This is a genomic window from Anaerocolumna sp. AGMB13020 (genome assembly GCF_033100115.1).
GTDB lineage: Bacteria > Bacillota > Clostridia > Lachnospirales > Lachnospiraceae > Anaerocolumna.
The window spans coordinates 5,539,433-5,555,296 of sequence record NZ_CP136910.1; the positions used below are offsets into that span (position 1 = coordinate 5,539,433).

At 39.5% G+C, this 15,864-nt stretch carries 11 protein-coding genes; all 11 read left to right on the forward strand.

Annotated elements, in window-relative coordinates; translation table 11 throughout:
• Positions 1 to 124 precede the first annotated feature (124 nt).
• The 11 genes from R2R35_RS23340 (at position 125) to R2R35_RS23390 (ending at position 15,796) form a co-directional block, all read left to right on the forward strand.
• The gene (locus tag R2R35_RS23340; protein ID WP_317732245.1) at positions 125 to 2,302 is read left to right on the forward strand and encodes a sugar nucleotide-binding protein; all 2,178 of its coding nucleotides are present in this window, start codon (positions 125 to 127) and stop codon (positions 2,300 to 2,302) included.
• Positions 2,303 to 2,309: 7 nt separating this feature from the next.
• A complete protein-coding gene (locus R2R35_RS23345; RefSeq protein ID WP_317732246.1) occupies positions 2,310 to 3,230 on the forward strand; it encodes a hypothetical protein in 921 nt (306 codons plus the stop codon).
• A gap of 19 nt (positions 3,231 to 3,249) precedes the next feature.
• Positions 3,250 to 5,136, forward strand: a complete 1,887-nt coding sequence (locus R2R35_RS23350) for a DUF2194 domain-containing protein (RefSeq protein ID WP_317732247.1) — start codon at positions 3,250 to 3,252, stop codon at positions 5,134 to 5,136.
• A 219-nt stretch (positions 5,137 to 5,355) separates the two neighbouring features.
• A complete protein-coding gene (pelF, locus tag R2R35_RS23355) occupies positions 5,356 to 6,816 on the forward strand; it encodes a GT4 family glycosyltransferase PelF (RefSeq protein ID WP_317732248.1) in 1,461 nt (486 codons plus the stop codon).
• Between the two features lie 64 nt (positions 6,817 to 6,880).
• Positions 6,881 to 8,326 (forward strand): exopolysaccharide Pel transporter PelG, encoded by a 1,446-nt coding sequence (gene pelG / locus R2R35_RS23360; protein WP_317732249.1) that lies wholly within the window; start codon positions 6,881 to 6,883, stop codon positions 8,324 to 8,326.
• Between the two features lie 187 nt (positions 8,327 to 8,513).
• On the forward strand, positions 8,514 to 8,921 hold the full coding sequence (locus R2R35_RS23365; protein WP_317732250.1) for a DUF2304 domain-containing protein: 408 nt from the start codon (positions 8,514 to 8,516) through the stop codon (positions 8,919 to 8,921).
• Positions 8,918 to 10,144 (forward strand): glycosyltransferase, encoded by a 1,227-nt coding sequence (locus R2R35_RS23370; protein ID WP_317732251.1) that lies wholly within the window; start codon positions 8,918 to 8,920, stop codon positions 10,142 to 10,144. The genes R2R35_RS23365 and R2R35_RS23370 overlap by 4 nt, the downstream gene beginning before the upstream one ends.
• The gene (locus R2R35_RS23375) at positions 10,141 to 10,890 is read left to right on the forward strand and encodes a glycosyltransferase family 2 protein (protein WP_317732252.1); all 750 of its coding nucleotides are present in this window, start codon (positions 10,141 to 10,143) and stop codon (positions 10,888 to 10,890) included. The genes R2R35_RS23370 and R2R35_RS23375 overlap by 4 nt, the downstream gene beginning before the upstream one ends.
• 11 nt (positions 10,891 to 10,901) lie before the next feature.
• Positions 10,902 to 12,281: a DUF4832 domain-containing protein gene (locus R2R35_RS23380; protein ID WP_317732253.1), complete on the forward strand. Its 1,380-nt coding sequence runs from the start codon at positions 10,902 to 10,904 to the stop codon at positions 12,279 to 12,281.
• A complete protein-coding gene (locus R2R35_RS23385) occupies positions 12,259 to 14,265 on the forward strand; it encodes a leucine-rich repeat protein (protein WP_317732254.1) in 2,007 nt (668 codons plus the stop codon). The genes R2R35_RS23380 and R2R35_RS23385 overlap by 23 nt, the downstream gene beginning before the upstream one ends.
• Positions 14,231 to 15,796, forward strand: coding sequence for a flippase (locus R2R35_RS23390; RefSeq protein ID WP_317732255.1), 1,566 nt, complete (start codon positions 14,231 to 14,233; stop codon positions 15,794 to 15,796). Before R2R35_RS23385 ends, R2R35_RS23390 begins: the two co-directional genes overlap by 35 nt.
• Positions 15,797 to 15,864 lie beyond the last annotated feature (68 nt).

Below are 15,864 nucleotides of genomic sequence, written 5' to 3' on the forward strand. Positions count from 1 at the left end.
TTAAAAAATCATGAAAAATTGTATTTGTAAATAGTCAATTAGGCTTGAAATCAGAGAATATTTATATTATAGTTAGGTTCAGGATGAAATTGAAGTATTCTTTTACAGGAGTGAAAATATTAATATGAGCAGCATCCTAATTGTAGGAAGTTACGGTTCGTTTACCAACGAACTGATAAATAAGTTTTATAAAGAAAATTGGCGTATTTATACATTAATCTGTAATAAAAAGCTTATTAAGCCTGCTCATGTGTTCGAACAATATGTGTTTAAATACGATAGCGACAGCGTAAGAACGCTTATTAACAGCAGCCGCCCGGATGTTATCCTTTTTACAGGTGCCTATGACCCTTATTATAAATGGGAAGACGAGAGTGCGGTGGAGGACTCCTTAAACTATGTGACAGGTCTCAGCAATCTCTTGATGAGCGCGGCAATGCTTGGTACAAGACATTTCATTTATATATCCTCCGAAAAAGTTTTTGAGGATGAATATATCATTGATATCAAGGAGGATTTACAAACCTCACCCAACAGTGTGAAAGGGATGACAATATCACAGGGTGAGAATCTGGCAATGCATTTTAAACAGACCACGCAAATGGAAGTAAGTGTAATTAGATTAGCCGGTATGTATGGTATACCTGCAGATCGTAAAGCCTGCAGAGATATTTATTCGGGGATGTGCCTAAAAGCTCTGGTTTCAGGGCGTTTACAGGTTAATGCCAAGAAAGGGCTGTCGGCTTTGTTTGTAAAGGATGCAGTAGAAGGCTTATTTCTTCTAGTAAACGCACCAGAGAGAAAGCATGTTATTTATCATATCTCGTCTCTGGAAGAAGTGACAGAGGATATCATAGCCAGACTGATACAGGAAAAGCTATCGAACCAGATTGATATTGTAGATCAGACAGTTGGCCTTAAGAGCAGGCTTATTCTGTCAAACAGCAGATTTCTTGAAGAGTTTCCGCTGGAAATCAGAAACAGCTATAAGGACATAATTCCACAGATTATTATGTACATGAACAGACATAAGAATTTGTTTTTGCATAGTGATGAGAAATATCAGGGCAAGGGGTTAGGGCATCGTGTACTCAGGGTACTAAAAAAAGCTTTTCCTTTCTTAGAAAGCCTGGTATTTTTTATACCTTTTTTTATTCTGAACAATCAAACGGTAGGAAATGATTATTTCGGCGGGATTAATTTCTATTTACTTTATGTACTTTTATTTGCAGTGATTCACGGCAGGCAGCAGGCTATTTTAGCATCGCTGCTCAGTGTTATAGGTTATTGTTACCGGCAGTTATATTCAACTTCCGGCTTTTCCTTATTAATAGATATCAATACTTACATCTGGATCGCGCAAATTTTTGTTGTAGGGCTTACAGTGGGACATTTAAAGGATAAGTTTCGGGATATGGAAGCTGATAAAAACGAGCAGATAGATTTTATGTCAGAGCGGCTGAATGATATAACCATAATCAATTCCAGTAATATAAAGATCAAGAACTATTATGCTGAAAAAATCATCAGCAGCACGGAAAGTATCGGCCGTATCTATGATATAACCTCAAGACTCGATAAGGCTGCTACAGGTGAAGTACTGTTTGCCGCTTTGGATACACTGTCAGAAATCATGAATACACCCAATGTATCAATATATCTGGTATCAAATACTTCTTATTGCCGCCTTGCTACTGCCTCCAGTGAGAAAGCACGTTCTCTTGGAAAATCAGTTTCTATGGGAACATACCATGTGATCTTTGATGTATTGAAAGAAAAGCAGGTATATATAAATCGCACATTAGACAGTAATCTGCCAATGATGGCCAGTGCGTTATTTGATGAAAAGGAGAATATGAGAATTGTTATATTCCTGTGGGAGATACCTTATGAACAGATGACCTTATATCAGGCAAATCTTCTTACGATTGTCGGAGCATTGGTTTATTCGGTAGTCGTTCGGGACGCCGACTATCTGGATGCTCTGGCTTACCGCCGTTATATTTCGGATACGGCTATTCTGCAGGAATCCGCTTACCACGAAATGCTGGAGATTTATAAGCAGGCCGCCAGGAAGGGTTATGCGGATCTATGTGAGTTCTATGTTCATGCGGGAAGTAAGCCTCTGAAAGAGCTTAGCGATACGATCAAACCTCTGCTTAGAGAAACGGATTATATTGGCGCAATGGCAGACGGAAGTCTGGCAATCCTTCTTACAAATACCAATGAGACAGAATCGGTCTATGTAAGAAAACGTCTGGAAGAGAAGAATATTAAAACCTATTTGGAAAAGGAGCTATGAGAACAGTATGAATACAGCAGGACTTTGGCCTGTTCTGATAATTTTAACAGGGAACTCTATCCTGGCATTTATCATCTTTATCGCAGCCTTCTTTCAAAAAAAGGGACAGAAAAGCACTGCGTTCATGTTATCCTGGTTTCTGTTCATTGTACCGCTTTTTGGCCTTATCTATATATTGCTTGGCCAATTCTTTAAATACTTAAACAGAAAGAAAAATGTTGATATGAGCGATATAAGCTTCAACCAGAACAGAGAGAAACTTATATTGCCGCCAGACAGTGAAACGGAGATGAATTACGTACCGATACAGGATGCTATGGCAGTCTCTGATACGGCAAGCCTTCGAAGACTCCTTCTTGATACTCTGAGAAACAACGCAAAGAAAACCGTATCCAGCATAGCAGTTGCAATGAACAGCAGTGATACCGAAACTTCCCACTATGCGGCTTCTATTATACTGGATGCCCTGTCGGAATGCCGTACCACGGCTCAGAATATGATTGATCAAATGCAGAAGCATCCGGAGGATGTTGAAATGAATCTGCTTACACTTGACTATATACATGAAATTCTTAATATGAAAATTATGAATGATATAGAGCAGAAATCTTATATCTATATTATGGACAATGTTGCAGAGAATCTATTTACACATAACCTCTGGTATATGACTGCCGCTCATTATTTGTGGATGACTGATTTTTTTATTTCTGTCAAAGACTATAATATGGCAGATAAATGGGTTACCAGAGCCGGTAAATACAGACCGGGGATGCTTGAGACTTATAAGGCTTATCTGCATCTGTATTTTGAACAGCAAAACAGAGCCGCTTTCTTAACTTGCCTGAATGAATTAAGAGAGACGAGCATCATAGCAGATGAAGAAATTATGAACCTGTTCCGCTTATATGGCGGAAAGAACGGATAAGGTAGAAAGAAAAGGGACAATGGTTTCTAGGCGAAATTACTTCACAATTCTTATATTAATGTTAATGGTATTTGGAATGTTCATGTTTGCCGGGGTATCTTCTAATATTCTATCAGATACCTCCACCAACCCTCAGGCAGAAGAGAGGGTTGCTATTAATGCTGTAGATACGGTAACCGCTGATTCCCTTAACCTGGATTCTATCAATACAGGACTGTCAGGAGAAGGCAGAACAGTACTTAATCCGGATAAGAAACTGCAAGTCTCTATTCTGTCAGGAGGGATAGAGGATACCACATCAAAGATGCTTATCCAGTGGTGCGTATATAACAAATATCTGTATAAGGTCTTTTATACCTTACCGAATACCACTGAATTAGCAGAGTTTGAAGTGGTACTGTTTGGCGACTATGAGATAACAGCCAGTGATACCAATACTCTGTATTCTTATGCAGAGTTGGGTAACACCATGATCTTTACAAGACTGCCTGATTACCAGCTTTTAAATTCTAACAGAAGACTGGCGGCTTTTTATGGTATCAGGGATAGTATTTCAGAAACGGTTACTGCAGATGGGATAAAGATATTTCCTGATTTTATGATCAATAAAGAAAGGATCTACCGAAAAGATGATTATTTTGGCCAACTGGATGATACAGAGGTAAGTATCCCCTATTATTCTCTGGCAGCAGGTTATGAGGTTTATTCTGTAGGGCTTTTAGAGAATCAGGAAGAACTTGGTATTGAAGATAAGGATTTACCACCGCTGCTATGGCGGACCACAACCAGCAAATCTTTTGTATGTGCAGTAAATTCTGAAATTTTTGATGGAATGACAATGCTTGGCGTACTGACCGGTTTTATGGCACATCTGGGGGAGTATTATGTTTATCCGGTGGTGAATGCCCAGACCATTTCCTTGATCAGCTATCCGTACTTTTCCAATGAGAACCAGGAGGCGATGCAGCAGCTCTACAGCAGAGATTCCGAAGGAGTAGCCAGAGATCTTCTATGGCCGAATGTGGTACAGATATTAAAGAACTATGGTGGTTCCTATAGTTTTTTCGCTGCGACTCAATTGGATTATCTGGATCAGACTGGACCAAAGAACGACTATATTGACTTTTATCTTCGGGAAATCGGCAAGCTTCCTGGTAATATGGGACTTTCCTTAGGACAGGTATCAGAAAAGGATAGTAAGGATATAATGGCAGAAAATGAGGATTTCTTTAAGAACAATCTTCCGGATTATATCTTTACTGCACTATTTTCTGCAGACATTAGCAGTGAAGAACTAAAAGATAGCCTCAATAGTGATTTTTATAAGGATATAAGCCTTGTGATGTCTGATTATGGAGAGGGTGAAAATATCTTGGAATTCTTAAAAGATAAGGTACTCTCCGTAAAATTCAATTTAAACGGGTATGAGCATGAAACCATGGATGACCTGCGGATGAGCAGTATAGAAAATATACTTGGCATGTGTAATATGAAAGTAGATATGACACGGGTCTTTTATCCGGAGGACAGCTCAGATGAATGGAATAATCTGAGTTTAAAATGGTCAAAAGGCAATACTTATTTTAGCGATTACAAAGCTTTTGATATGGTAACGGTAGGTGAGATGGAAAACCGTGCAAGACGCTTTCTGGCGTTGGATTATACACTGGAATACAATATCAATGATATTGCCATACAAATCGATCATTTCCAGGAAGAAGCTTATTTTATCCTCCGAACAAATAACAGACGCATAGATCATGTTGATAACGCAACTGCTCTGGCGATTTCCGATACAGCATACCTTATCAAAGCGGAGGCGGCTGATGTAACGATTCATATGTTTGAAGAAAATGTACTGAAAAAACCCCGGAATAATAAAACACTTCCAAGTAATCCGAAGTAGAAAGCATTTGGATGTGTCGAATAATACGTGGAAATTCATAAAGTGTTCAGTGAAGCGAATTATAATAAAATGAAATGATTTACTCTTTATAACGGTTAAAGGCAATGTGATTATAACTGTTAAACACCGACAGGTAAGTATGGTATAGCAAAAATCATAGCGGCTTTAGCGGTGCAAAACAGTGAAGGAAAAAATGTCAGGAAGGAGGTGCAGGCTTAAATGAAGGTATGTTTGATAGCAGAAGGCTGTTATCCTTATCTTGTTGGTGGTGTATCCAGCTGGATTCACAGCATAATTAAATTGTTTCCCAATATAGAATTCAATCTGATAACAATTATAGCAGACCGGAGTATCAGCGGTAAATTCGCATATCAGCTGCCGGACAATTTAACAGAGGTCCATGAAGTTTATTTGCAGGATGTGGACTGGATAGGAAAATATAATTATGGTAAGAAACCGGTAAAGCTTAAGAAAAAGGAAGAAGAAGCACTAAAGAGCCTGATTATTGGAAAAAACATTGACTGGATGACAGTATTTCATATGTTCAACCGGAAGAATATTTCCATTAACCATCTGCTAATGAGCCCGCAGTTCCTTGATATAACCAAGGAATATTATACACTTCGGTTTTCTGATATTACTTTTTCTGACTTTTTATGGACCATGAGGTCTATCTATCTTCCGTTGTTTTTTGCACTGAAATGCATGCCTCCCAAGGCAGATATCTATCATTGCGTATCTACCGGATATGCAGGAATTATTGGCAGTAAGGCCTTGTCTCTTTATTCGGGTGCTAAACTGCTCATCAGTGAACATGGGATTTACACCAGAGAACGGGAGGAAGAGATAATAAAGGCCAAATGGGTGCAGGGAATCTATAAAACTATCTGGATAGAACAGTTTCGCAAGATGTCAAAGTGCGCTTATTATTTTGCAGATTTGGTCACTTCACTTTTTGAACAGGCACATTCCCTGCAGATACAGCTGGGCTGTCCGGAAGATAAGGCGCTTATAACACCAAATGGAATAGAAGTAAAAAATTTTGAAAATATACCAATAAAAGAGCCTGATGATCCGTATATAAATGTAGGAGCCATTCTTCGTGTAACTCCGATAAAGGATGTCAAGACAATGATTAATGCTTTCTATTATGCCCATGAAAAGCAGCCAAGATTAAAATTGTGGATTATGGGTCCAGATGACGAAGATGCAGAATATGCAGCTGATTGTCATGAGCTGGTGAGAGCTTTGAATGCAGAAAATATAGTATTCACCGGTAGTATTAAAACAACCGATTATATCGGTAAAATGGATATGACAATTCTGACCAGTATCAGTGAGGGACAACCCCTAACCATTTTGGAGGGATTTGCTGCTAAAAAGCCCTGTATTGCTACCAATGTTGGTAACTGCCATGGCCTGATATATGGGGAGAAGGATTCTTTTGGTGATGCAGGAATCGTTGTATCCATTATGAATATTTCCGAAATAACCGCTGCTATTTTAAAGCTTGCCGAGAATCCTTCGTTGGCGAAAAAGATGGGACAGAATGGATATAACCGTCTTATGGCGAAATATAGAAGCGTATACATGGAAGAAAACTACAAAAGAATATATAAGACTCTGGCTGAAATGAGTGGTGTCACTTATACGGAAAAGGCCTTTGTTCTTGAAAGATAAAATGATTACTAGATAAAATGATTACTATAAAAATGAATGGTTTGGATAAAGAGGTAATTCAAATATGGCAGGTATTGGTGTTCAGCTAAATAAAATATTTGATAAACATACACTGACGTCATCCCTTTATGGCATTGGTTTTAGTTTTGTCTATACGATTGCTCCTATGCTGGTGGTCATTGGATGCCTGTTTGCCATGTACAGGGTATTGGGCTTTGATGAGGTGGGATATCTGGAAAGGGAGACCTTTTCAACCAGTATCCTTTATATATTTATCTTCTCCCTGTTAACCTCCGCTCCCTTTAATTCGGTATTATCAAAATATCAGACAGACAGGATCTATGAACAGCGGTATGAGGATATAAGACCATGTATCTATGTTGGAATTCTTTCTAATCTGACGCTCTCATCTCTGCTGGCAATACCCTTTTATATCTATGAAGCAATTGTGGGACAGGTAGAGATTTATTATGTATTTACCACTTATATGGCATATTTGGGCTTAACTCTGACGTTCTCCACCATGGTATATAATTCAATCCTAAAGCAGTATAAGAAGATTACACTTTATTTCGTCTGCTGTATGGTTCTTACGTTTCTGCTGTCTGTGCTATTCAGATTTCTGCTTCAGTTTTCTGTTACTTACAGTATGTTACTGGCGATAGCTATCGGTTTCCTGCTGATTGCTGCCCTGGAGCTTTCCAATGTCTTGAGGTATTTTCCGACTAACAGCTATAATTACAAAGGCGTATTGCAGTACTATAGAAAGTTCTGGCAGCTTATTGCTTCTAACTTCTTGTATACCCTGGGACTTTTTGTTCACAATTTCGTATTTTGGACAACACCTTCTAACCTGGTGGTACGCAACACCTATATCTGTAATCAGTCCTACGATATGGCTTCCTGCCTTGCCATGTTTACGAATATATCTGCCAGTGTATTGTTCATTTCCAGAGTAGAGATGCACTTTCATGACAGATATAAGGAATACACCGAAGCGGTTATCGGCGGTAAATTAGACAGCATTGAAAAAGCGAAAAAGAGGATGTTCAGAGGGCTTTCCTCACAGTTATTGTCACTTGCCCATATTCAGTTTATTGTATCTGTTATTGTTTATTTGATTGCGATTGTCATACTTCCGATTATGGGGTTTGCGGGAATGATTATGGAAATATATCCCCAGCTGGCGGTTGGTTATTTCATATCCTTTCTCATGTATTCAGAGTTGTTGTTCCTTTATTATTTTGATGATTTAAAAGGTGCTGTTCTTAATGGCGTTATTTTTGCCGGGGTTACACTGGCAGGGTCTATTATAGCTGCGAATTTATCGGCTCTCTGGTATGGGGTCGGATTCACTACTGCTGCCTTCCTGGCTTTTACCTTTTCTTATTTTAGACTGCGCTGGATTGAGAAGAATCTGGATAGTCATGTCTTCTGCCGGGGTACGGTCTTACGACAGGTATATGATGATATGCCCGATGCAGTCGTATATAATGCTTATAAAAAGTAAGGTAAGTGATACCATAAAACAGGTTTGCTGCACTCGCAGAAATAATGCATTATTATACGACTGTAAAAGTTATAACAAGGAACTTTGTAATAATTAACCGTTAAATTGTCAAAGGTAATGATAGAAAGCAAGAGTTAGAAAGAGGTATTAATATACAAAAGCATAATTAAGACAACGGAGGAATCATATGTCAGTTTTATTACGGATTTTAATTTGTTTTTCAGGTTTAGCGCTGATCTATATGGCAAGAAAAGCCAATATAGTCCGCAAGATGACGGAACGTCAAAGTCTATTCTGGATAATGGGAGGGCTAATCATTATTTTGTTCGGCGTATTCCCACAGCTGGTTTATTTCATATCTGACAGCTTTTCAGTAGAATACCCGCCTTCCATCATATTTGCTATTGCTATCATTCTAGCAACCTATGGAATCTTCAGTTGTTACAGAACCAATGCGGAATTATCCGCCAGAGTTCAGGAACTTGCCATGCAGGTCTCACTGCTGAATGAGGAAAATAGTCATTTGAAAGATATTCTAATGAAAGAGATACCTGGGAACAATGAAAAATCCACTGGGGAGAATGATTTGACATGAAGAAAAAACTCTTGTTTGTCATTAATACCATGGGACGGGCCGGAGCTGAAACAGCTTTGATTGAGCTGTTAAAAAAACTGGACGCCTTAAAAGCGTATGAATTATCTCTTTATGCTATCATTCCCTGCGGAGAACTGTTTACGAGAGTACCTGAAAATGTGAGAATTATTAATAAAGGTGTTAATAACGGCTCTTTGAATTCCTTTAGGGGCCGGATTACAATAGCCAGAGAGATACTATTTTCTTTTTTCTATAGACTCACAGGCTTGAAAGCAATCGGATATATGATAAAAAATATAAGAGAACAGAAAGCTTCCGGGAGAAAACTTCAGTATGACAAGCTGTTATGGAGGCTTCTGGCAGACGGAAGGCCAGTCTCAGAAGAAGAATACGATCTGGCAGTGGCTTATATCGAAGGTGCTGCGGTATATTACCTGGCCGATAAGGTCAATGCGAAACATAAAGCAGCCTTTATTCATATCGATTACCAGAAAGCTGGTTATACACCTCTCATGGATAAAGATTGCTATAGCGGGATGGATAATATATTTGTTGTATCCAAGGAAGTGGGAGAAAAATTCTGCTGTGTTTATCCTCAATACAGAGAGAAAGTCAGGTTATTTCGAAATCTTTTAGATCAGCAGAATATCCGGGAAAAGGCAGTTGACGGGACTGGTTTTACAGATGGCTTTCCGGGAATACGTTTCGTGACCGTTGGCCGGCTCCATTATCAGAAGGGTTATGATATTGCCATTGAAGTATTGGCAAAACTTAGGGAAGAGGGGCATAATGTACGCTGGTATATAATCGGAGAAGGAGCGGAAAGAAGAAATCTTGAGATGCTGACTAAGAAGTATGGTGTAGAGGAATACTTTATCCTGATGGGAGCAAAAGACAATCCTTACCCATATATAAACCAGGCGGATATTTATGTTCACGCGACCCGCTTTGAAGGAAAGAGTATTGCCATTGAAGAAGCGCAGATACTTGGTAAGACAATTGTAGCCTCTGATTGTACCGGTAACAGGGAACAAATTGAATCAGGCTATGATGGTATTCTGGTAGAGCTGAGTGTAGAAAAGCTGGTATATGAACTTAAGAGAATCCTAAAGGAACCTGAATTACAGAAAGAATATGCAAAGCATGTATTGGAGAAACAGCTTGATTATCCTGAGGATCTGGAATTCATGCTTGCGATAATGAACGAGGAGAAGAGAAGATGAATAAAGTATTGATCGTTGTTCCTGCATTTAACGAAGAAGCTAATATGGCAGCTTTATTTAATAATCTTTGTAAACCGGAGATAAGGAGCTTTGCGGATATCCTGGTAGTCAACGATGCTTCCAAAGACCAGACCGGATTTATTGCCAAGACCTACAGTGTTTCTGTGGTTACCCATGTATTTAATCTGGGTTATGGTTCTGCCCTGCAGGTGGGTTATAAATACGCCGTTCGCCGCGGCTATGAATATGTCATACAGATAGATGCAGATGGCCAGCATAACATCTCGAATATTTCCCACATTTATCAATGCCTGACGACCCCGGATGCTGAAGGCAGCCTGCCGGATATCGTGATTGGTTCCCGTTTTGTGGAAGGCAGCCAATCCTTTAAGATATCGGGTATCAAGAAAATATCCCTCGGTATGTTTTCCTGGCTCATCAAAACAATAACCGGTAAAACGATTACTGACCCCACCTCAGGATTGCAGGGTTTAAATAAGAGAACATTTACATATTATTCGAAATATGGAAATTTTGATTATTTCTATCCCGATGCCAATATGATAATTCAGATGCTCTTATTGGGCTTTAAGGTTGAGGAGACAGCATCTGTAATGCATGAAAGAACAGCAGGCGTAAGTATGCATACAGGCCTGTTCAAACAAATGATATACATGCTGATAATGCCGCTTAGTATCTGGACCGTTGTAAAAAGGGTCAAAAGTGGATTACAGAAATTGTCATGAGAGGTCTTCTTATGCTGAGAAAAGGTATTGATAAAAAATTTAAGTTTCTGCCTCTACCTGGAACGGAAAAGGCAGAAACTCTGAACAATCCCTATTGCGGAATGTACAGAATATATCGGTTCATAGCTGATTGTGATCAGCTCCAGCCTGATGGAATTCCTATAGAAAAGGTTCTTCCAGATACAAACCAACAGCTGTGTCTTGTGGAAATAAATCTGCTTCCTTATAATGAAGAATTCTTATCAGAGGAGGCATTAAACATAATAAAGAGAATTTTTGAGCACTTCAGTAAACATAAAAAGCAGATGATTGTACGTTTTGTTTACGACCTTGAGGGAAAAGGTGTATTAAATGAACCCAAAGACATCGCTGTAATTTTGGAGCATATGCATCAGCTTTCACCTATTCTTATAAGTTTTACAGATTTCATCTATATTTTGCAGGGGCTTTTTATAGGTAGCTGGGGGGAGATGCACAGTTCCCGTTATCTTAGCGAGAGGAATATGACACGTCTGGCAAAGCAGCTCTATGAATGTTCCGGTGAAAAAACCTACATTGCATTGCGGTGCCCCAGCTTCTGGCGTATGATATTTCAGACATACCAGCCACTTGACAGCGATACAGCCTTTAGCGGTATCCAAAAGGCCAGATTCTCTCTCTATAATGATGGAATGATGGCATCAGAGGCAGACTTTGGAACTTACGGAAGCATTCGTGCTTTGGATTCCAAAGCTTATGGTGATAAATGGGTAAGAGAGGATGAGCTTGAATTCCAATACAAACTAAACAGATATGTTCCTAATGGCGGTGAAGTTATCAATGAGTGTCCTTATAATGATGTGCTGCCGGCAATAGAGACTCTCAAAAAGATGAGAGTTTCTTATCTGCATAGTGAATATGATGAGAAAGTGCTTGATAAATGGAAAAGAAGTCTCTCAGTATCTGAGGGCACCTTATGGAAGAAAAAGTCGGCTTATGAATTTATTGAAGCTCATATTGGGTACAGATTCCGCATAGAGGAAGTAAATGTTTCCCTGGCAGGCGATAAGACCGGATGTCTGAAGACAATTTTAAAAATTCGCAATGTGGGATTTGCTCCATGTTATCACCGATTTGAGGTGAAGCTTATTGTTCGAACTGCCTCCTATACGACGGTCTATGAGTATCCGGTTGATACAGATACCAGCAGATGGATACCCGGTGAAAAAGTAGAACTTACAGGTATATTATCTACGGAGGAATGGAACCAGAATACCTATGTTCTGGGATTAAGCGTATATGACCCTCGTTCCGAACAGGCCATAAAGCTGGCCAATACCTTTTCGGCACCGGATCATAGAGGTATATACAGCTTAGGAAATCTGTGTTTTGGAAAAGGAAACCGGTCATGAGAAAGGTATGGTCTTAAAGTTGGAAAATGCAGTATTGAATGTTGTGATCATAGCCAGAAGGAATACTTCCCTCAGTATCTTGCATGCATTAAATAGTATTCTGAATCAGATATATTCACCCATTAAAATTCAGGTGGTGGATGCCAATGAACCCAATAGTATATACAGCCTTGGTCTACAGGAAGATCTGGCAGCGTATGCCGGTGTAGAATATCTGCAAATGGATCAGTTCCTTTCCTTGGCAGAAATAAGAAATTATATCCTTTATAAAGCAGAGGGAGAATATATTGCATTTCTAAGAAGTAACGATGCCTGGGATTCTAACAAAGCCTTTCTGCAAATAGAGCAGCTTAAAAGTAATGCCAATGTAGCCGCTTCCTGTAGCGATGGTGTACTTATTGATAAAAGAAAGCAGCACATAGTAGTGGAACCACTGCTTGGAAATACAGCCTTTAACTCCGATAAATGGGTACTTGACAATCCTGCCAAAATGTCAGCCCAGGTAATTTACCGGACGCAGGCAGTAAGGGAGGCAGGAGGTTTTGATGGAGAATTTGAGAATTTTTGCGACGGTGATATGCTTCTTCGGCTTACAAAGAATTATAAGGTAATGGTTACGCCGGTACCCCTTTGTGAGTGCGCCATAACGCCGGAGGAAGAATTGTATGACTTAAATAACTTCAGGGACGGTCAGAAGATTCTGTATAAATATATGGATTTTTTTCTGGTAAATAAACAAATGACACAGATTTTCTACTTACGAATGATCCATCTGGCAAAAACAAATTTCCTTTGGCTGAATTATTTCGGTTATATTATCATGTATTGCTTAAAGACACCTGGCAGTATGTTCTATTTACTGTTTCAGGCCCTTGGCAAACTCTTGAAATATGTACTTAAGTGGTTAAGGAGGACTGGCTCTCTATTTTTTAGTGAGAGGTTCCTTACAAGGGATATTAACCTTATTCGAAAAGGTAAGCTTGGGAAAATAAAAGCCTTAAAAGTGGTTGAAGCAATAGGAAAAAAAGAAGAAGAGGAAGAGATACCGATTCAATTTACCTCTGCCAGGCGTTATAATGAGAAGAAGTCTCTTGATTTTGTATTTGATCGTAAACTTACGAGTATCGTAATTCCGGAATATGTAACAGTTATTAAGAAAAGCATGTTTTATGGCTGCCATCAGCTGGTTTCGGTTGAGATTCCCAATACTGTATTGGAAATACAGGCACATGCCTTTCAGAATTGCAAGAAGCTGCGTCATGTTACATTAAAAGAAGGAAGCAGGCTTGGTAAAATCGGTGCATACGCCTTTGCCGGCTGCAGTTCCCTGGAAACCATAAGTCTGACCGCTGGTCTTGTAAGTATTGGGCAAGGAGCTTTCGCTGAATGCAGTGCCTTAAGGCAATTACAGTTTACTTATATGCATGGCGGCACTGAGAAATCAACAAAAATATTTCCTTCGGCAATTGTAAAGCTTCACAGGTATACCTTTGCTGGCTGTTCCAGTCTCCTGGCAGTGGAGTTTGGAGCTGACAGTATGCTGGAAATTGTGGAGACCGGTGCATTTATGGGATGTGTCAAGCTTCAGAAAATCCTGCTGACAGGAAAAGTAGTAACAGTAGACAGCTATGCTTTTGCATATTGTAAACGTCTGGAAACAGCCGCCTTTCCCCATATTGATACTCTGAAATATATGGGAAGCGGAGTGTTCACAGGCTGCGAAGCCTTAGCATATTTTCAATTGCCAAATCAGATTGAACGTATATATGAACGTACCTTCTATGGCTGTGCCAGTCTTAAGCTGGTTAAAATACCCAAAAAAGTAATTTCCATAAATCATCAGGCATTTGCTAAATGCAATGCTCTTGAAAGAGCAATAATATTAACAGGAGATATAGCCATTTCACCTACAGCCTTTGATAAACACACAGAGGTTCGGATACAAGAGAATGAAGACAGAGAGTCCGCTTCCGAGTGGCAGTGAGAATTATAGAAAATATAATTCACAGGCTGTCACAGTGCCATATCTGGAGCAGATGCGGTGTACATGGGAGTTGAGGGATAAAAGCATGGGTTCTGATATTAAAAAAAATTATGTATACAATGTTATATACCGTCTGTCCATCTGCATACTTCCCCTGGTAGTTACGCCATATGTAGCCCGGGTATTGGGAGCGGAACAGGTAGGTATTTACACCTTTTCAAGTACAATTGCCTGTTATTTCATTATGTTTGGCAAGCTTGGGCTTGATAATTACGGCAACCGGAGTATTGCTGCCTGCAGAGATAATATAGAGGAGAGAAGCCGGGTATTCTGGGGGATTTATATCCTGCAATTGTTTACCTCCGTAGTTTCAATTCTTATATTTATACTTCTGGTATTTACGGTTTTTGAAGAAGACCGCAGGGTATACTTTATGCAGCTAATCTATGTAGCGTCCATATTGTTTGACGTCAGCTGGTTCTTCTACGGTATGGAAAAATTCCGTATAACAACAATCAGGAGTCTGGTGTCCAGAACACTGATCATAGTTGGTGTTTATGCTTTTGTTCATTCAGAAAAGGATTTGTGGATTTATACGGGTGTTATGTCCGCCTGCTTTCTATTTGAGCAGGTTCAGCTGCTGCCTTTTATGTTTCGGCAGGTTAAAGTGGTTCCCCTTAGGCGGGAAGATATCACCTGTCATATCGTACCCAATGTTAAGCTGTTTATTCCGCTTTTTGCATTGAGTATTTATAACTGGCTGGACAAGATAATGCTTGGAATTATAGTTAAGAGCACTACGGTGGTGGCTTTCTATGCCTTTGCGGAGAATATCATCAATCTTCCAAAAGGTATCTTATCTGCACTGGACACGGTTATGCTTCCCAGAATATCTAATCTGGTAGCGAACAACCGGAGAGAAGAAGGGGTGCAGAAGATGCGTAATTCCATCCGATTCAACAGTTTTATATGCTGTGCTCTTTGCTTTGGGATAGCAGGTGTCGCCCCCAGTTTCGTACCATGGTTTTTTGGTGAGGAGTATACACCGACTATCCTGCTAACCATGGAGCTGGCTATGGTCATGATTCCAATGAGTGTGGTGAATGTAGTACAGACCCAGTATCTGATCCCATTTCGCAGAGAGCATGTCTATATATGGTCAGTATCCCTGGGAGCAGTTACAAATATTGTTCTGAATTTGATTTTAATACCTTTCTATGGTGCTTCCGGTGCTGTTATAGGTACCTTTGGGGCTGAGCTTATGGTATGTGCCTATCAGCTAATCCATATAAGGGATGTATATAAATTCCGCCAGCTGTTTCAAGCACTGCTGCCCTTTATGCTTTGTGGTTTGCTGGAGTTTGCAGCCATTTATCCGCTAACCGCTCTGTCAATAGAGCCTTTTCCTAAGCTGCTGCTGCAAGTATTCGTTGGTGGGGCAGTTTACCTTGTTAGCTCTGGAATATATTTAATCGGACTAAAAAAAGAGTACCAAAGTGTCGGAGACCTTATAAAGAGTTTTAAGCAGTAGCTTGCATATTCAGATTATTTTTAGCGTTAAGAGGATAAAACTAAAATATGAGTATATAGTATACAGAC